Source organism: Buttiauxella noackiae ATCC 51607, from assembly GCF_001654865.1.
Classification (GTDB): Bacteria; Pseudomonadota; Gammaproteobacteria; order Enterobacterales; family Enterobacteriaceae; genus Buttiauxella; species Buttiauxella noackiae.
On sequence record NZ_LXEO01000051.1, the window covers coordinates 26,107 to 45,104 of the forward strand.

16 protein-coding genes, 1 tRNA gene and 1 other RNA gene are annotated in these 18,998 nt (G+C 50.1%); 3 read left to right on the forward strand and 15 right to left on the reverse strand.

Going from position 1 to position 18,998, the window contains the following annotated elements:
• Nucleotides 1-8: 8 nt before the first annotated feature.
• The 6 genes from bcsB to M979_RS17195 form a co-directional block, all read right to left on the reverse strand.
• Nucleotides 9-2,393 (reverse strand): cellulose biosynthesis cyclic di-GMP-binding regulatory protein BcsB, encoded by a 2,385-nt coding sequence (gene bcsB / locus M979_RS17170; RefSeq protein WP_064555807.1) that lies wholly within the window; start codon nucleotides 2,391-2,393, stop codon nucleotides 9-11.
• A complete protein-coding gene (gene bcsA / locus M979_RS17175) occupies nucleotides 2,390-4,510 on the reverse strand; it encodes a UDP-forming cellulose synthase catalytic subunit (protein ID WP_064555809.1) in 2,121 nt (706 codons plus the stop codon). Before bcsA ends, bcsB begins: the two co-directional genes overlap by 4 nt.
• 19 nt (nucleotides 4,511-4,529) lie before the next feature.
• Nucleotides 4,530-5,333 (reverse strand): cellulose biosynthesis protein BcsQ, encoded by an 804-nt coding sequence (bcsQ, locus tag M979_RS17180; RefSeq protein WP_034460607.1) that lies wholly within the window; start codon nucleotides 5,331-5,333, stop codon nucleotides 4,530-4,532.
• Nucleotides 5,324-5,914: a cellulose biosynthesis protein BcsO gene (gene bcsO, locus M979_RS17185; protein WP_064555811.1), complete on the reverse strand. Its 591-nt coding sequence runs from the start codon at nucleotides 5,912-5,914 to the stop codon at nucleotides 5,324-5,326. Before bcsO ends, bcsQ begins: the two co-directional genes overlap by 10 nt.
• Nucleotides 5,915-6,508: 594 nt before the next feature.
• A complete protein-coding gene (locus tag M979_RS17190; RefSeq protein WP_064555813.1) occupies nucleotides 6,509-6,802 on the reverse strand; it encodes a type II toxin-antitoxin system RelE/ParE family toxin in 294 nt (97 codons plus the stop codon).
• Nucleotides 6,795-7,037: a type II toxin-antitoxin system ParD family antitoxin gene (locus tag M979_RS17195; RefSeq protein WP_064555816.1), complete on the reverse strand. Its 243-nt coding sequence runs from the start codon at nucleotides 7,035-7,037 to the stop codon at nucleotides 6,795-6,797. Before M979_RS17195 ends, M979_RS17190 begins: the two co-directional genes overlap by 8 nt.
• A 549-nt stretch (nucleotides 7,038-7,586) precedes the next feature.
• Here M979_RS17195 and vapB point away from each other — a divergent pair.
• Both vapB and vapC read left to right on the forward strand, forming a co-directional pair.
• Nucleotides 7,587-7,817, forward strand: coding sequence for a type II toxin-antitoxin system VapB family antitoxin (gene vapB / locus M979_RS17200; RefSeq protein WP_064555819.1), 231 nt, complete (start codon nucleotides 7,587-7,589; stop codon nucleotides 7,815-7,817).
• Nucleotides 7,817-8,224: a type II toxin-antitoxin system tRNA(fMet)-specific endonuclease VapC gene (gene vapC / locus M979_RS17205; RefSeq protein WP_064555822.1), complete on the forward strand. Its 408-nt coding sequence runs from the start codon at nucleotides 7,817-7,819 to the stop codon at nucleotides 8,222-8,224. Before vapB ends, vapC begins: the two co-directional genes overlap by 1 nt.
• Before the next feature lie 114 nt (nucleotides 8,225-8,338).
• Here the strand turns inward: vapC and dppF are convergent, their stop codons facing one another.
• From dppF to eptB, 8 genes are all read right to left on the reverse strand, one after another.
• Complete coding sequence (gene dppF / locus M979_RS17210; RefSeq protein ID WP_064555825.1) at nucleotides 8,339-9,343, reverse strand: dipeptide ABC transporter ATP-binding subunit DppF; 1,005 nt, start codon at nucleotides 9,341-9,343, stop codon at nucleotides 8,339-8,341.
• The gene (gene dppD, locus M979_RS17215; RefSeq protein WP_034460617.1) at nucleotides 9,340-10,323 is read right to left on the reverse strand and encodes a dipeptide ABC transporter ATP-binding protein; all 984 of its coding nucleotides are present in this window, start codon (nucleotides 10,321-10,323) and stop codon (nucleotides 9,340-9,342) included. The genes dppF and dppD overlap by 4 nt, the downstream gene beginning before the upstream one ends.
• A gap of 11 nt (nucleotides 10,324-10,334) precedes the next feature.
• Complete coding sequence (gene dppC / locus M979_RS17220) at nucleotides 10,335-11,237, reverse strand: dipeptide ABC transporter permease DppC (protein WP_034460618.1); 903 nt, start codon at nucleotides 11,235-11,237, stop codon at nucleotides 10,335-10,337.
• A gap of 9 nt (nucleotides 11,238-11,246) precedes the next feature.
• A complete protein-coding gene (dppB, locus tag M979_RS17225; RefSeq protein ID WP_034460620.1) occupies nucleotides 11,247-12,266 on the reverse strand; it encodes a dipeptide ABC transporter permease DppB in 1,020 nt (339 codons plus the stop codon).
• 113 nt (nucleotides 12,267-12,379) lie between these two features.
• Entirely contained in the window at nucleotides 12,380-13,987 is a 1,608-nt protein-coding gene (gene dppA, locus M979_RS17230) for a dipeptide ABC transporter periplasmic-binding protein DppA (RefSeq protein ID WP_034460622.1), read from the reverse strand.
• Nucleotides 13,988-14,742: 755 nt separating this feature from the next.
• Nucleotides 14,743-14,856, reverse strand: a non-coding RNA gene (locus tag M979_RS17235) — RtT sRNA.
• Nucleotides 14,857-14,891: 35 nt separating this feature from the next.
• Nucleotides 14,892-14,968: transfer RNA gene (locus tag M979_RS17240), tRNA-Pro, on the reverse strand.
• A 100-nt stretch (nucleotides 14,969-15,068) separates the two neighbouring features.
• Nucleotides 15,069-16,754, reverse strand: coding sequence for a kdo(2)-lipid A phosphoethanolamine 7''-transferase (gene eptB, locus M979_RS17245; protein WP_064555828.1), 1,686 nt, complete (start codon nucleotides 16,752-16,754; stop codon nucleotides 15,069-15,071).
• Nucleotides 16,755-17,023: 269 nt separating this feature from the next.
• Here eptB and M979_RS17250 point away from each other — a divergent pair, with 269 nt between their 5' ends.
• Nucleotides 17,024-17,608 (forward strand): HD domain-containing protein, encoded by a 585-nt coding sequence (locus tag M979_RS17250; protein WP_064555831.1) that lies wholly within the window; start codon nucleotides 17,024-17,026, stop codon nucleotides 17,606-17,608.
• Here the strand turns inward: M979_RS17250 and M979_RS17255 are convergent.
• Nucleotides 17,599-18,801: an L-lactate MFS transporter gene (locus tag M979_RS17255; RefSeq protein ID WP_034460627.1), complete on the reverse strand. Its 1,203-nt coding sequence runs from the start codon at nucleotides 18,799-18,801 to the stop codon at nucleotides 17,599-17,601. The two genes, M979_RS17250 and M979_RS17255, sit on opposite strands and share 10 nt — an antisense overlap.
• Nucleotides 18,802-18,998 lie beyond the last annotated feature (197 nt).

Genomic DNA, 18,998 nt, shown 5'->3' on the forward strand with positions numbered 1-18,998 from the left:
CACCACCTTTACTTACCATCATCCTGAGGATTAAGACGTTTATGCGCGCGTTTTTTCAGTAAGGCATACAAGCTCAAGCCAATCACTGTGGCGAACAACAAACCTAAAATGGCCAGCAGTGCAGAATGCTGGTTGGCATACCAGACCACCATCATGTACCAGGGCATTTGGCCGCTTGGGAACTGCTGGCCAACGCGGAAGCTCCGCACCCCGTTTTCATCGGTAATGATTGAGGCATCACCACGAATTCCGGCGTTAATGCGTGCCGAGGCTAAGTCGGTCTGAAGACGTGAAAGCTGCTCGTCTGTGCTGCCAATCGCCATCACCACCACGCGGTTTGGGTTCCATTGCGAGCGGAAGCTGACAAACCCGCGCCATGCCTCGTTAGAAGAGAAGTAACGGTCGGCGGCAATACCGGTCGAACCCCAGTCGCCTTCAAGCCAGCTCTGTACTTTTTGCCAGATTGAACGTTCCCGCACACCGAATGAGTGTTCGTTGCTGGTAAACGGTGACTGAGCCAGCAGCGTCCGGTTAAAGGTATTTTTGTTGATGGTAGAAACCGCAAGCACATGGCTTTCTTCGAGGCGTTGCAGGTTGCCACCGGCTGTCGGTACCCCGAACATCACGACGTTATTGTTAAGCGACGTTCCGGTCGCATTGCCTGAACGTGCCGCCATATTCAGGAGTGTGCTGATTTCAGCCTCACCTGGGTTTTCTGGCAGCAGCAACACGGTATGCGCGAAGTCAGCAAAGCGTGAGAACGGGAATGATGCACCCACGAAGTAAGAGAGATTTGGCAACAGCGAGAAGTGGCGAGTTTTGCTCAAATCAATCGATGAATTTTCATCGATACGGCTCTTGATGTTGTTGTTGAGCAGTACGCTACACGGTGCCGTTTCTTTGGTCTGGATGTTGAAGTACAACGACAACTGGTTGTCGCCGTAAATCAGGTAAGGCTCCAGCGCCAGGTTGTAATCTTCCTGGCGCGCATCGCCGCCTACTTTGCGCCACAGCGTTTCCAGCGCACCTTGTTTGTTTACCGGCAGGTTATGCAGGAAGGTGCCGTTAAAGGTCAGTGAAAGATAAGAGCGATCTTCATCAATCCAGGATTCCGTCGGGAAGCGGTAGCCAATCTTCACGGGAATAGTTTCACCATCCCACAAGAACAGATCCGGCGCGGCACGGAAGGCAACACTTAACGGCTCATGCCAGATACCCGTTGCCGTCAGGCTTTGGTCTTTGCGCATCAGTTCGGTCAAGCGCACCGGGCGATCGGTCGGTATCCAGCGCGGTGCGTCATACGCTTTACTAACCGGGATTGTCTGGTTTTCAACCAGGGTGCTTGCAGTTTGCCCAGGGAATTTACCCTGAGTTAAACGCCATGCCGCTGCACGTAATTGTTGGTCTGAATTACCCACTACCAGCAGCAGTTTATAAACCGGGTTGCCAGGGTTATCGATAATTTGCAGCATCGGTTTTTGCGTTTCTGGCAGCGTCAGGCCGCCAATTTGCTCACCCGATTTGCCAAACAGAATGCCGTTCTTCTCCGGCAATGTGTCGCGCAATGCGTTAAAGGAGATGCCACGATAATCCGCCTCAATCCCCAACCAGGAAGCGACTAATGCCGCAGCACTGACTTGCTCCGGTAATGTTTTTGCCGGGAAAGCGAACGTCACAGAAGCCGGGGTCATTTGCATCGCGTCAAAGAACGGGCGCGGGAAATGGCTGAGGTCTGCGCCAATATTGAGCTGCTGCCCTTCCAGATCCAGGCGCGTGTTCGGCATGATGGTGACCTGGTATTTTTCAGACAGGTCGCGCAGGCACAGTAAGGCATCGCCATCATTAATTTTGAAGCTGATGTTGTTGCTCGACACCACCATCGCCGCCGGGATTTCCAACTGGTAGCTGGAGACATCGCTATCGGCAGAACCCAGCGGAACAGTCCCTAGCGGCTGACCATTCATCATCAACTGCAATGTAGTATTTCTTGCCGCCATTGCCGGAGACACTTTCAGGTTCAGCGCCAATTGCGCGTTGGTAATGACCTGATCCGATGGCAACGTGAAATCAATACCCGCCTGCAACTGGCCGCCGCTCAGCGTAATACCTCGCGGTTGGCCCATTTGCGCCATGGTAATGCTGCTGACACTCCCCGGAACAAAGACCGATGGTGCCGCCGCAGGAGCCGGAGTTGGAGCTTGCACAGGATCGGGGACAGGCACCGTTTCTGGTGCTGGCATAGAATCTTGTGGCTCCACGGCTTCTTGCCCCGGAGCCGGTAAATCTACCGGCAGCAACGACTCCACCGTCGTTGGCTCTTCGGCCATAACAGGCGAAGTCAATACGCTAAATGCGAGCAACAACTGACAAACTGTATAGGTCATCCGTTTCATGCAACGTTGTCCTCGCCGGCAGCTTCCATACGTCTTGCTTCTTCCTGACGTAAACGGCGATTTTCGCGGCGTGATTTCCACGTCAGCCAGAACAGGTCAAATACACAACGAATAATGATTAGCAGGGAACGGAACGGGTTGTCCTGCGGCTTTGGCGGGTTAATCCACGCATCAGCACGGGCCAACACAACACGCACCAGCTCACGACGGCGGTCCAGTGGGATCTCTTCAAACTGCAAGCGAATTGCCTGTTCGTCGTGGGCAATCATTTGAACAGGAATACTGATGGAGCCGGATTTCAGTTGCAGTTCGATCTCTTCGATTTCATCAGTAAGATGTCGGTCATCTGGCACCGCAATTCGGCAGCCGCCCATTGATAAATCGAGCGTATTGCTGCGCGAAGAAATACCGCTGGCATAGTGAATAACGACTGGAACTTCGACATCAATACGGATAGTTTTACGCGTCTGGCGCGTTTCGCGAGCTACGGCAATTGCCGCCAGCAGGAACACCAGACTGTACAAGCCCCAACCGACGTTGAGCGCAATAACGTTCGGATCGACACCAAAGTAGTCATGGGCGCAGGCACGCACTATCCCGGCGATCACCGCCACCGTCAGCAGCACTGCGATAATCATGTGAAGCCGCACCACGCTGAAATCAAAGTAACCCACGTTCAGCAGCGCACCTTTGTCCGTCACGTTGAACTTGCCGCGTTTCGGGAAAATCATGGTGATAACCGTTGGCAAAATCAGGTGGAACGCCAGCACCAGGTCGTAAATCTCACCCCAGAAGCTGTAGCGGTAGCGCCCATTCATTCTCGAGTTCAGGTAGATGGTTAGTAGCAAATGCGGCAACGCATAAGCAAAAATCAGGCTTGCGGAGGAGTGAATGATGTTCAGGTTAAACAGCAAATACGCCAGTGGTGCGGTCAGGAACGCCACGCGCGGTAAAGCGAACTGGAAGTAGAGCATCGCACTGAGGTAACAGCAGCGCTGTTGCCACGTCAGGCCACGGCCAAACAGCGGATTATCCATACGGAATATTTGCGTCATACCGCGCGCCCAGCGGGTTCGCTGAATCACATGTAGTACCAGGCGCTCAGTCGCAAGCCCTGCCGCCAGCGGAATATCGAGGAATGCAGATTTCCAGCCAAGGCGCTGCATCTTCAGCGCGGTGTGGGCATCTTCAGTTACGGTTTCAACCGCAAACCCACCAATCTCTTCAAGCGCGGTGCGACGAATAACGGCGCAAGAGCCGCAGAAGAATGTCGCGTTCCAGTTATCGTTACCTTGCTGAATTGGGCCGTAGAACAGCGAACCTTCGTTAGGGATATTACGTCCACCTGATAAGTTGCGTTCAAACGGATCGGGTGAATAGAAGTAGTGTGGCGTCTGTAGCAATGCCAGTTTTGGATCTTTCAGGAATGCTCCAACCGTCGCTTGCAGGAAAATACGCGTAGCTACGTGGTCGCAGTCAAAGACGCAAATCAGCTCACCTTTGGTCAGCTTCATTGCGTGGTTGAGGTTACCGGCTTTGGCATGCGAGTTGTCGTTTCGCGTGATGTAACCCACGCCAACATCAGCGGCAAAAACTGCAAATTCACGCCGCTTACCGTCATCGAGCAGATAGATTTTGATCTTATCGCGTGGGTAGTCGATACATTGCGCGGCCAGTACGGTATCACGCACCACATCGAGGCTTTCGTTGTAGCTGGGAATATAAACATCCACAGTCGGCCAGGTCGACGTATCATCCGGCAACGGCACAATTCCCCTTTTTAACGGGAAAGAAGTTTGCAGATAGCTCAGTAATAAAATGACCCAAATAAACAGTTCAGCTAAAAATAGCCCTATTCCGAGGATGGCTTCTATTTCAGAATTAAAGTGCAGCGTTTGAGTGGCACGAAAATAAATATAACGCGTGGACATCAAGACCGAGACCAGCATCATGATTATCGACACGCTGTGCTTTTTGCTGAAGCCTAATACAAACATTATCGCGAGACTGATAAAGCCAAAGATAAACTGCTTCTGGCTGTCCATAGGCGTAATGATGATAAGCACAGCTATAGGTGCTAACACCAATAGCAGTAAATAGAACAGGACCTTTTTCATAGGACATCCTGAATGATTGTCAGAAATTTGACGTTCTTAAAGCGGTGTGAACCGCGCCATCACCAATTTTTATACCGAGAAGAGCGGCAACGCGTTTACTAATAAGCTCAATATCAAAAGCTGCAGCGGAAGCCGGGCTGAAATCGAATATTGATTGCTGGGAAGCGTTAGCTTCAGCCACACTTTCATCGCGGTTAATAACACCAAGCAGGCGATCGCCAAGACGTTGCTGCATAAATGCTGTTACGTCGCGGCTTATATGGCGGCGGTTATCACTTTGGTTAAGGACAAAATAATATCCTGCTTTATTATTGAGCGGCTCGCCAATCAAGCGGTGATTTTCAATATGTGGCAATAAAGAAAGTGAAGCGGTATCCGCAAGCATCGTGACCAGATGCAAGTCGGCAAGATGCGATACGGCTTTCAGCGCAGGATTCGGCCCTGGAGGGAAGTCAGCAATAATCACAAGGCCTGGATAGTTAAGCAAAGTACTTAACCCGCGTAACAGGAAGTGGCTATCGTTAGTCAGACGCTGTTCAAACTCAAGTCTCTGATCTTCAGTGACATCACCATATGGCAGCACAAACATATTGCTGCCTGCCGTCAGAACCGACTGGCTCCAGTCTGCAGATTCAATAGCTTTAGCGACATAACCCCGACCATCAGACAAAGGCACGCCAAAATGCAGGCGCAGCGCGTTCTGCACATCAAAATCAATGGCTAATACTTTGCTACCCGCACGAGCCAACGCATACGCCAGATTGGCGGTAACCGTGGTTTTCCCTACTCCGCCTTTTGGCGAGCAAACACACACTAACGGCATGACGCAATCATCTCCAGCAACGGTTGCAGCGGTAAGTCTTTGGCGGGATGATTCCGCGCCGTATTCCCTTTGGCTGCGAACAGTTTGTCAAAACGCACGGGCTCTGTTTTTACCGGTGCAGGGGCCTGCGGCGCTGAAACAGCGGCAGGTTTCACGATTTCTTTGATGGGTTCTATAACCGGTTCAGGTGCTGCAACCACGGGTGCCAGCTGTTCAAATAATGTGGTAGTGGTCGGTTTACCAGGCTCGGACTGTGAAATCGCAGACTTTGCTTCAGGCAATGCACTATTCAGGCTATTGAGAATCGAGCCTTGTGATGCAGTGTTGCTGATAGGTTGTGCCGTAAGCGGCCTGAAGTGGCTCACATCAAACTCATCAGCCTTCACCGCTTGCGGTGCAGGAACAGAAATACTCCCGGCTTGAGCAAGTACAGAATCATCATCGCCAGTATTCATTAGCTGTTTGATTATTGTCCAGTTACTGGCTTCTGACTGTTGGTTTTGCGCCGACATATCCTTGAATTCGATAGCGCCTGTGCGGGTCTTATCCTTGAATCGCTGCAAGTCATCATAGTTTTTCATTGCGACACTCATGATTTATAAGACGTTTCGATGAGATAGTTATTCAAAGCTTATACCAATACTATTAAAAAGGTTTTTTAGTTAATGATTATGGCTTATTGACTTCATAAATCGTTATTAATTGCCATACGTTATCATTACTTATTTTATTATTCTTTTTTTGATAAATCGACGGCATTTCAAGCCAATATATAGGCTCAGGAGGTCATTTCTCCACCTTTTTTTCTTATTAATATCTATCTAAGCATGAAGATGCATAAATTTGTGATTAAACGCCATTTAATACTGATCGATAAAGGTAGCAGACTTTTTTTGTGATTCAACACACATAAAGGAATATTTATAGCTCGTGAATATTTCATAATGGAAATTAACTTTATAAGAAAAATAAATGTTTTTAGGGAGTTTTGTAGGACAAATACGACATGATTTGTAGGGGGAATATGACAACAAGGAAAGTGCCGGGATTATTCTTGATATTTATCCACTTTTTGTATGGTTAATTTAGGGGAGTTAAGGAGTCACCTCAATCTTCCGCTTCATGGGAATCATAACCCCTGCATTTGGTCGATAGGAGCAGGTGATTTTACCTATCTACAGTTCACTAAAATTTACTAACGGCTCCATTTTATGATGCAATATTCGGAGGATGAAAATATCGTCATCGCGGATGCGATAGAAGATGGCATGTAAGCAATAGTCTATTCGGCGAACACCCTCATCAATTTCCGGGTACTCACGACCAATAAAAGGTGAACGAACTACCGATTCCAGCACATTTTCCATTGCTTCCGTGTAATTGTCTGCCTGAACCTCACCAAATTTGACCAAGGTGTATTCGTAAATACCGGCAAAATCCTCTGCGGCCAGATTCGAAAGTTTATACATTGCGCTCCCGCTTTTTTTTCGCCGCGATATCCCGCAATGTCAACGCACTCTCGCCACTTTCCTCACCATCTGTAATCGCCTGCCTGAGAGCCGCCAGCTGTGATTCTTTTTGCTCAAGCAGACGGAGTGCTGAGCGTACGACTTCACTGGTCGAGCCGTAACGACCATCATCAATCATGCGATTCACAAATGCATCAAGCTGATCGCCGATCGTAATACTGGTTGTCCTGGGCATAAAGCCTCCTGTGTTAATAGATAACACAAGCATAATACAAAGGTGGGCGCTTTTAAATCCTCGGCCGGGACGTTGATCAATTCGAATAATAATCCGGTGATGTGTTCTTCTTGCTCCGCTGGCTACTGACTCTGTAAAAACAGCATTGGTAATGCTATGCAGTATTCCCGCAGGGGTTCGGAATCGGTTGAGAGCGGGCAGCGGAAATTCTCCACATTTCAAAATGCGTATCGATCCCGAATTACGAGAGTAGTTGGACATAGAGTCCGCAGAACAAGGAATAAGCCCGGCGAACTGGTTTAAGAATCTGGCGCGAAAAGCTTTAAAGCAAAAAGGGATTGAGCCAAAGGGATAAAGCTGGGCTTGAATTTTCCAGGTTTGGTTAGCGCTAGCACCATCAAACATTCATGACAGGTGGCGGTTATGCTGCTTACACAAATACCACAACCCAGCCTTTTAACAGCGCCCACCCAATGGGATATACCATTGACATATCCCACATCTTCGCTATGCTTATGTGAATATAATATGAGCATTCAGGAGGTCAGGATGGAAAAAACAACCGTTTTCAAAAGCAACCGCAGCCAGGCCGTCCGCTTACCCAAGGCTGTCGCCTTACCAGAAGATGTTAAGCATGTAGAAATTGTCGCAATCGGTAGAACACGCATCATCTCTCCTGCCGGAGAAAGTTGGGACGATTGGTTTAATGGTGAGAGCGTCACTGCTGACTTTATGTCAGAAAGAGACCAGCCGAGCGAACAAATCAGGGAAGATTTTTAATGCTCAAATATATGCTAGATACCAATATTTGTATCTTCACTATTAAGAACAAACCGCAAGAGGTGCGTGAAGCGTTCAATCGTTTTTACGGGCAGATGTGCATCAGTTCAATAACGCTGATGGAGCTGATTTATGGTGCAGAGAAATCATCTAACCCAGAAAAGAACCTGGCGATCATCGAGAGTTTTGCAGCACGTCTTGAAGTGCTGCATTTTGGATCTGAGGCAGCAGCACACAGTGGCCAGGTCAGGGCTGAACTGGCCAGAAAGGGAACACCTATTGGCCCCTATGACATTATGATCGCCGGGCATGCTCGTTCACTTGGTTTAACCGTTGTGACAAATAATTTACGTGAGTTTGAGCGCGTTGCGGGGATTCGGGTTGAAGACTGGACGAGGCCAGGGTGAGATGTCCAGCACGTAGGTTTGATAAGCGCCAGCGCCATCAAACATTTTCGGCGGGTGACGCTTCGCTTACCCGCCCTACAATTAAAAAGCCGGGAAACTTCCCGGCTTTATCTTTTAACGAATTTCCCCGTTCTCATCCTGATCAACAGCGAAACACGCCACCAGCTGGCCGCCGTACTCTTTTAATTGCGGCTGCAACTGCGTGCATGGCCCGAAACGACGGCGACAGCGGGCGTTGAAGGCGCAGCCCGGAGGTGGGTTCAGCGGGCTTGGTAGCTCGCCGGTGAGTTTAATACGCTCGCGACGGTCGTCCGGATTCAGGCGAGGTGTCGCTGAAAGTAGAGCCTGGGTGTACGGGTGGCGCGGGTTCGAGAAGATCTGGTCTTTGGTGCCCTTCTCTACGCAGCGGCCCAAGTACATCACCATCACTTCGTCGGCAATGTGCTCTACCACGGACAGGTCGTGGGAGATAAACACATATGACAGCCCCATTTCCTGCTGCAAATCCATCATCAGGTTCAGCACCTGTGCACGCACGGAAACGTCGAGTGCCGAAACGGGTTCATCCGCAATCACTACGTCCGGGTCAAGCATCAAGCCACGGGCAATAGCAATACGCTGACGCTGGCCGCCGGAAAACATGTGCGGATAGCGGTCGTAATGTTCGGTTTTCAGGCCAACTTTCGCCATCATCGCCAGCGCTTTTTCACGGCGTTCGGCTTTGCTCAGATTGGTGTTGATTTGCAGTGGCTCTTCAAGAATTTGCCCCACTTTCTTACGCGGGTTCAGAGAGCCATACGGGTTCTGAAAGACGATCTGGATTTTCTGGCGACGCAGCTTTTCGGCTGTTTCGTCAGGCTTGAGCAGATCCTGGCCCTGGTAGTAAAGCTCGCCACCGGTCGGGATTTCAATCATCGTCAGCAGGCGGCCCAGCGTGGATTTACCACAGCCAGATTCGCCCACTACCGCCAGCGTTTTTCCGCGCTCCAGCTCAAACGATACACCGTCCAGCGCTTTCACCAGGCGTTCCTGGCCGAAAATGCCTTTCTTGACCGGATAGTGTTTTTTCAGGTCGATGGCCTGCAACAGAGGTTGCGCAGTGGCCTTATCGGTACTCATAGCGTTGGCCTCCCGGCATCATCGAGTGGGAAGTGGCATTTGGACTGACGCCCGTTATCCACCATATTCAGTTCTGGTTCTTCGCTGCGACATTTGTCGGTCGCATACGGGCAGCGTGGGTTGAGCAGGCAGCCGTTCGGGCGGTCATACTTACCCGGAACCACGCCCGGCAGCGAGGCCAGGCGCGCTTTGTCCTGTGCAAATTCAGGCAGTGCACGCAGCAACGCCTGAGTGTACGGGTGGCGCGGTGCACGGAAAATATCGTGCGAGTTGCCCGTTTCCACCACTTGCCCTGCATACATCACGATGATTTTGTGTGCCGCTTCAGCCACCAACGCGAGGTCATGGGTGATAAGAATCAACGCCATGTTCTCTTTTTGCTGCAGTTCCAGTAGCAGTTCGATGATTTGCGCCTGGATAGTCACGTCCAGTGCGGTGGTCGGTTCGTCGGCAATCAATAGCTTAGGACGGCAGGCAATAGCCATCGCAATCATGACGCGCTGGCTCATACCGCCGGAAAGTTGGTGCGGGTAGACGTCCAGACGCGAAGCCGCATCGGGAATACCGACCAGGTTCAACAGATCGATAGCACGCTGACGACGCGTACTTTTGTTGCCACCCTGGTGCACCTTAATCGCCTCCATAATCTGGAAACCGACTGTGTAGCAAGGGTTGAGGCTGGTCATCGGGTCCTGGAAGATCATCGCCACTTCGGCACCGACCAGGTTACGACGTTCTTTCTCAGAAATCTTTTGCAGATCCTGGCCGTTAAATTCCAGTTTTTCCGCCATGACGCGGCCTGGGTAATCAATCAGCCCCATAATCGCCAGCGAGCTGACCGATTTACCGGAACCTGATTCCCCAACGATACCGACAACTTCGCCCTGATTTACGCTGTAACTCACGCGGTCTACGGCACGGAACGGTGTCTTTTCGTCGCCGAAATGCACCGATAATTTATTTACATTCAATAACGCCATTACGTAGCCCTTTACTGCTTGAGTTTAGGATCGAGCGCATCACGCAGCCCGTCACCCATCAGGTTAAATGCCAGCACCGTCAGCAGGATTGCCAGACCAGGGAAGGTGACCACCCACCAGGCACTTTGTGCGAACTGCAACACGTCGGAGAGCATGGTGCCCCACTCTGGTGTTGGCGGCTGCGCACCCATACCGAGGAAGCCAAGAGCGGCCATATCGAGAATGGCGTTAGAGAAGCCAAGTGAGGCCTGCACGATAAGCGGTGCAAGACAGTTTGGCAGAATGTTGATGAACATCTGGCGCATGGAACCTGCACCCGCAACGCGCGAAGCGGTTACGTAATCGCGGTTCACTTCCACCAGCACCGCACCGCGCGTCAATCGCACATAGTGCGGCAGTGCAACAAAGGTTAAGGCAAGCGAAGCGTTAACTATCGATGGGCCGAAAATTGCCACCAACACCAGCGCCAACAGCAGGCTTGGCAGTGCCAGCATGATGTCGACAATACGCATAATGATATTGTCGATAATACCGCCGAAGTAACCTGCCACCAGACCGAGCACCACGCCCATAATCAGCGACAGCACCACCACCAGGCAACCTACCAGCAGCGACAGACGCGCGCCGTACATCAGGCGAGCCATGATGTCGCGGCCTACGTCGTCAGTCCCAAGCAGGAACTGCCAGCTGCCACCATCCTGCCAGACCGGCGGGTGTAGCAGTGAATCACGGAACTGTTCTGCCGGGCCGTGTGGCGCGAGCACGTTAGCGAAGATGGCGATCAGAATCATCACGGTGACATACACCAGACCGATGACCGCCCCTTTGTTACGTTTAAAGTAGTGCCAGAACTCCTGGAATGGCGTCATTGGAACTGGCGCCGCTACCACTTTGTTTTCAGTTAATTGCGTCATGATGGCCCCTTATTTCTTATGGCGTATACGCGGGTTCACCACGCCGTACAGTAAGTCGACGATCAGGTTCACGAGGATAATCATCGTCGCGACCAACAATACGCCGCCCTGCACTACCGGGTAGTCACGACGTTGCAATGCATCAATCAGCCAGCGGCCAAGGCCTGGCCAGGAGAAGATGGTTTCCGTCAGGATTGCACCCGCCAGCAACGTACCGACCTGCAGGCCGATAACGGTCACAACTGGCAGCATGGCGTTGCGCAGCGCATGAACCACGATAACGCGCATGCGCGTCAGGCCTTTAGCGCGAGCGGTACGGATGTAGTCTTCACCGAGCACTTCCAGCATTGACGAGCGAGTCATACGCACGATAACCGCCAGCGGGATAGTACCGAGCACCACCGCTGGCAATATCATATGCATCACTGCATCGATGAAGTCGCCCGGCTCACCCCATATGGCGGTGTCTATCAGCATAAAACCGGTGAGGGGCAAGGTGTCGTCGAGGAATACCGTATCGCTGACGCGCCCGGATACCGGAGTGAGGTTCCAGTAAACGGAAACCAGCATGATTAACATCATACCCCACCAGAAAATAGGCATTGAGTAGCCTGTCAGCGCAAGGCCCACAGAGGTGTGGTCAAAGACGGAACCACGTTTAACCGCAGCAAGCACGCCAACCGGAATACCCACAGCAACGGCAAACAGCATTGCGCAGACACCGAGTTCCATGGTCGCTTTAAAACGCGGTACGAACTCGTCCCACACAGGAAGACGGCTTTTTAACGAAATGCCCAGATCGCCATGCATTACGCCCCAAATATAATGGACGTATTGCTGCCACATAGGCTTGTCGAGGCCAAGTTCAGCCAACAACTGAGCATGACGTTCAGGAGAGATACCGCGCTCACCGGCCATAATCATCACCGGGTCACCGGGAATCATGTGCACGAAAGCGAAGGTAAGAAGGGTAATACCGATAAAAGTGGGGATAACTAGCCCCAGACGTCGGAGGATGAACTGCAACATAACCCGGATTCTCTGTAGTGACTGAAAGCCTTGCAGCCTTCAGTCTGTATTGCTCACAAATCTTTCACCCTCTCCCGATTGGGAGAGGGAATAAAGCACGCTACTGTTATTTATTATTCGACAGACACGTTCTCAAAGTGGTGTTTGCCCAATGGGTCAACCACATAACCTTTCACTTCTTTGCGCACTGGCTCGTATACCGTGGAGTGAGCAACGATCAGCGCCGGAGCCTGGTCATGCATCACTACCTGAGCTTGTTTGTACAGTTCGATACGCTTGTTGTGATCGTCTGTGGCACGCGCAGGTTGGATCAGGTCTTCAAACGGCTTGTAGCACCAGCGAGAGTAGTTAGAACCGTCTTTTGCCGCAGCACAGCTGAACAGAGTGGCGAAGAAGTTATCCGGATCCCCATTGTCGCCGGTCCAGCCCATCATCACAGCCTGGTGTTCACCAGCTTTGGCGCGTTTGAGGTACTCGCCCCACTCGTAGGTTACGATTTTGGCGGTCACACCGACTTTCGCCCAGTCAGCCTGAATCATCTCAGCCATACGGCGAGCGTTCGGGTTGTACGGACGCTGTACTGGCATTGCCCACAGGTCAACGGTGAAGCCATCAGCGTGGCCAGACTCTTTCAGCAGCGCTTTCGCTTTTTCAGGATCGTAGGTGTAATCCTTCACGTCATCGTTGTAGCCCCACATAGTTGGTGGGATCAGGTTTTTAGCCGCAGTGCCTGCGCCTTGATAAACCGCTTTGATGATCGCTTCTTTGTTCACCGCATAAGTCAGCGCCTGACGCACTTTCACGTCATCAAACGGTTTCTTCTCGGTGTTGAAGGACAGGTAACCCACGTTCAGGCCAGCCTGTTCCATCAGGTTGATGCTCTTGTCTTGTTTCATACGAGCGATGTCAGCCGGGTTTGGATACGGCATAACCTGGCACTCATTTTTCTGAAGTTTCGCGTAACGAACAGACGCATCAGGTGTGATGGAGAAGACCAGACGATCGATCTGTGGCTTGGTGCCCCAGTAGCCCGGGAAGGCTTTGTACAGAATGCGAGAATCTTTCTGGTATTGCAGCAGCTGGAACGGACCAGTACCGATTGGGTTCAGGTCAGTTTTTTCCGGCGTACCGGCTTTCATCATGTTGTCAGCATATTCTTTGGACAGAATAGAGGCGAAGTCCATCGCAAGGTCAGCCAGGAATGGTGATTCTGGACGAGTCAGCACGAACTGAACGGTATTGTCGTCCACTTTCTTAATTTCGCTGATCAGGTCAGATAAACCCATGCCTTCGAAGTATTCGTAGCTGCCGCCAGAAACTTTGTGGTACGGGTTGTTAGCATTTTTCTGACGATCAAAAGAGAACACGACGTCATCGGCATTCAGATCGCGTGTTGGTTTGAAATCTTTGTTGTCCTGCCACTTCACACCTGAACGAAGGTGGAAAGTATAGGTTTTACCGTCTGCACTGACGTCCCATTTCTCAGCAAGGCCTGGGATGATTTCAGTTGTGCCTGTTTTGAACTCAACAAGGCGGTTATAGATTGGCACTGAACTGGCATCGTAAGTTGTACCAGAGGTGAACAACTGCGGGTTAAAACCTTCTGGGGAACCTTCTGAGCAATAAACCAGGGTTTTTGCCTGAACGCTAGCTGCTACGGTCAATGCCACCAGGCTCAGACCAAACTTCAGCATCCCTGACTTCTTCAAGGAAAGACTCATTCTTCTGCTCCGTTGTGATGTTCCCTTATTGATTCTTATAACGGCTTTATAGGCTTAATAAGAAATCTATCGGGACATGTGTCGTGTTGTTTTTATCCGTAGACCTTTGTTATTTGAGTGCGGTCTGTTCGGTGTGCCCGGAGGCGGTGGTGAGGCCAGGTGTTCCTTTCGTCAGGCTAGCTGTGTGGTAGTGCGGACTGTCCATAATTTGCCCCTCACGCCCTACAATCTGTCAACAGATGAGTTAAACGTCAATATAGGTAACGGGGATTTACAACCGAGGTGAGAATCAGCGAACAAAGTTTAAAAAAAGCCTGAAGCTCTGTTTCCAGCAGGGAAATTTATGCTACTGCCATGTACCTAGAATATTCCACTGATTAAAAGACGAGCGGGAGTCGTAATCAGTTGTACTAATTCTGTAAAATTTCTTGCCAGATGCTGATTATCTGAACGATAAGTTTTGTGATCTATATCTCCTGGAGTGAATCATGCTGGTATGAAACATAAGCAACGGGTCATTAATCCACGATTTTCCATAACAAAATACGATGGAATATGTCACAAAATCATATAAAGGCAGTTGTTGGACGATGAAGCGGATGTTTTTGCAAGATTACGAGAGTTGTAAGGTCGAAAAGCGATAGCGTCATCCATTCTTGCACCCGTTATGTCGGATGGCGCTGCGCTTATCCGACCTACGTATTCAAAGTACAGACGTAAAAAAACCCAACCTTGCGGTTGGGTTTTCTTGAATTTGGTCGGCGAGAGAGGATTATTCCCCTGCGGGCCGTTGCTAAAGCAACGTTGTCTCGCTGCGCTCGGCTCAAACCTCCTTCGGAGGTTCTCATCCTCTGTAAACTACAGATGCAAAAAGACCAACCCGAAGGTTGGTCTTTTCTAAATTTGGTCGGCGAGAGAGGATTCGAACCTCCGACCCACTGGTCCCAAACCAGTTGCGCTACCAAGCTGCGCTACTCGCCGAATGCGGAGCGCATCTTACTGCGCACCGTTTTACCCGTCAATCCCTGAAACTGAAAATCCTATCTGTTTGCTTTAAATTCCAGCACATGTGGCTAAAAAGTTACTGTACGGCTTTCTTTTCCGGCACATGGCACCAGTTGTTGTTCTGGTTGATACCACCGTCTGGAGACGTGTAACCCAGGCAACCCATGATGGTGTCATACAGCTCAACATGGCGATGTGGCACCTTCATTTTTGCCTGTTCCTGCATATGTGCAAACTCACGTGCGCGATCGGGGTTTTCCAGATATTTATCTGATGCCCAAACCAGCAACGGCACACGGAACTGCTCAGGTGGAGCCATTTTACGTGGCGTGCCGTGCAGGTGTTTGTGTTCGTCAATCGACTCACCGTGGTCAGAGGCATAGAAAATAATCGCACGCTTATCACGTAGCTCAGAAATCACTTGTTCAAGCACACTGTCGGTATACAGCACGGAGTTATCAAAAGCGTTAATCAGCTGCTCTTTGCTGCACTCTTTATCAATGCTGACGCACTCTGGAGTCCATTTCGCGTAGCTGCGTGGGTAGCGTTGCACGTAAGAGAAGTGCGAGCCTTTGGTGTGCAGCACAATCAAATGCTTGCCGTTAGGATGCTCATCCACAGAACGTTTCATCTCTTCGACCAGCAACATATCATCGACTTGCTTACCGCGGTTACGCGGCTCAGCTGCTATCTGCTCACGGTAAGAGAAGTTATCTGCCATGGTGTTGCCGTAGAACCAGACTTCACTTTGCATGGCAAAAAGGTTTGAGCTGAAACCAAGCTGCTTAAGTACCGCAAAAACGTTTTGCTCTTTCAAAGTACGCTGCGGATTCTCTTCCGCACCGCCTTCACGCACGAACATACAACGTAGCGAAAGCTTAGTTGCGGTATCGCAAGATTCGCCTCTGAATGCGACCAGGTTTTTCTCCTGGGCAAGTTTTGGCGTGGTGTCGCGGTCATAACCCAGAATACCCATGTGATCCCAGCGAGTGGTTTCGCCAATCACAAACACAACATAAGTATCATCGAGCTCTTTTGGCGCGACATAAGTAAATTTCTTCGCTGGGTTGAGCAACGAACTATTGTCGTTAGACTCATCAGCCTGAGCCCAGGCAAAAAGACCCAACGCTGAGACCCAGTTTGATGGCAGATAAGAGTTAGCCACCACGCCGCCGTAGCTTGGCATATCTACCGTGGAGCGCTTCTCTGTACGATTTTGTTGTTTATCGAGTAAACGCAGTGGTGCCCAGACCATGAGTCCAGCCAACAACACAATGGCCACATTTTTGATGCGCTGACCTGGGGTTTTTAATTGATTGAGCAAGGTATCGCGTGTTTGGCTTCCCCAGATAAGCACCAATGGAATAGCACTGACCAAAACCATCCATAATACAAATTGATAGCCGACAATTTCTTTCGAGAGGTCGATATCGGTGGTCATCACCGAGGCGATAATACCGTAGCCAATCACGACGTTAAGCAACGTCATGTAATAGCTGGCACCAACGGAACACAACACGATTAATGTCGCGAGGATTCGCCATACGGTACGACCAAACAGGGATAACACGCGGAATAAAAAGAAAGTGACCAGTACGCAAGCCACAACCTCAGCAACCATGGAGAAAGCTTTCAGGCGGCTAAAGTCCTGAGCAAAACCCATGAAACGATTATAAAAAACCGAGAGGTTCAAAAATATGCCGATGTATACCGCTAACAGAAAACAGAGTTTCTGCTGGGTCATCGATTTAATGTAATTCATGCAGGTTGTCCGAAAAAATAATGCAAAAAAGAGATGTTATAAACATCACTCAGACTTCCCGTAGCGAGGAAAATTCTGAGCAATAAAAAATAGAGTCCGAATCAGGATGATTCTTAGCCAATTTTTGGCGCGGATTAGTAGAACATAGGGAGAGTAAAAAGTATCGGCAAAATTGGTGATCCACACGGTTGTTTACATATCTCATGCTGGCTCAGTGCAGGTCGGTGATAAAACATATCAGGCAATATTGGTGATGCAGAGAGGTAGTTATGCTGTCTTTAGAAGAACGTGCGCGCCGATATGCAACGAAGGCTCATGCGGCTTGCGATCAGCGGCGCAAATATACGCTTGAGCCATATATTGTCCATCCAGCAGCCGTGGTGGAGATAGTCAGGAGCGTGTCCCCCATTGAGGAAGTGCTCGCGGCGGCCTGGTTGCACGACACTGTTGAGGACACCGATACCACGCTTATCGACATTCAGGAGCACTTTGGCCCGGATGTGGCGACGTTGGTGGCAATGGTCACTAACCCTGAACAACTCCCCGGCACCAACCGCATTCATCGTAAACGTGCTCATTTCTTGCATACCGCCAACGCAAGCCATGAGGCGCAAACCATCAAACTGGCAGACATCATCGATAACACGCGTGAAATTTTGCGCTACGACCCACACTTTGCTCGGGTCTATTTGATAGAAAAACGCATTCAGTTAGCTGGGTTACAACGAGGAAATGAGATCTTAAAAGCGCAAGCGGAAGGCATTATAGAACAGGGGATTTCACAATTAATGATGCCGCCGTATAACGTCCCGGCGGCATGGTTTGCGGCACTAATGGCTCGCTATCAGGCGTGAGACTCTTGATAAACTTCGCGCGCTGGAGTGCGGATGGTGGTGGAAATCGCCAGAGACAAAATCAGCAGGGCAAAGATGACGCAGAAGGTCACGTAGAAGCCGCCAAAGATGGAAGCGATAATCGAACCACAAATGCTGCCAATACCGAAGCCCAGGTAAATCACACCGTAGTTTTTAGTCAGGTTATTCAGACCAAAGAACTCGCTCACCAGTGATGGGTAAACAGTGATAGTGCCGCCGAAGTTAAACGCTACACAGGCAATCGCTGCAAAGAAAGTCACTTCATTAAGTGGAGCGAACAGCAGGGCAGCCATGCCAACTAAAGAAATAACCTGGCCGATAGTGATAACGCGGATACGTGCAATCTTATCGGACAGAATACCCAGCACCAGGCGGCCACTCAGGTTAGCAATTGCAATAACGGTTACCGCATTTGCCGCAGTCTCAGCAGTTAAATGCACCATGCCCTGTGCGATATCTTTTGCTACGCCGATAACATACAAACCACTCATGCAGGCAGTAAGGAACATAACAGCCAGCATCCAGTACTGAGGCTTACGCATAGATTCAGCAAGGGTGTAATCTTTTTCAGCCACACCATTTACTGTTTTAACTTCCTGCAATGGCGCATCTTTCATCAGCATTGAACCGAACAGAATCATTGCCATCGCCAGAGCACCCCAAATCATAAAGGTACTTTCAAGGCCATAAGTTGCCAGTAAATGGGTATCGATATATTTGAAACCCAGGCTGCCAAGGCCGTAAGAGCCAATGGCAAATGCGGAAATCAGACCTTTACGCTCCGGGAACCATTTCACGCAGTTGGAGAGCGTTAACAGGTAACCTGCACCATCGGCCAGCCCCACCAGCACGCCTGCGCTCAACCATAGCATCAGCAGATTGTTGGAATGAGCGGTAAGGAAGAAACCAACGCCCAGCAGTACACCTGCCGCCATCGTTACTTTGCGTACACCAAAACGTTCCTGCAATTTACCCGCAACAGAGGAAGAAATCGCAAGGCCAAGGCTGAGTAAACCGAAGGAGAATGCCACCTGGCTGATTGGCTCATCCAGTTTTTGCGACAATGCGCTATTGAACAAACTCCAGGTATAAACAGAACCCAGAGCAAACTGGGTAATGATGGTGCCGATCAGAGTTAACCAGCGAGTACGGTTGTAGGTAGAATTATTCATGGCAGATGTCCGCAAAATTTAAGAGAAATCTTCTGCTGCCAAGAGTAACGAAGTGCATTTTATTCCAGGAGAAAAAGGCATGAAGTGCATTCAGGCCGGAATGAAATGCACCTGAGAGGGAATGAATGACCTGGACGTTGATTCAAAAATTAATAAAGTTAGTAATCACTATCAATATAAGGCGCGTAAACACTGAT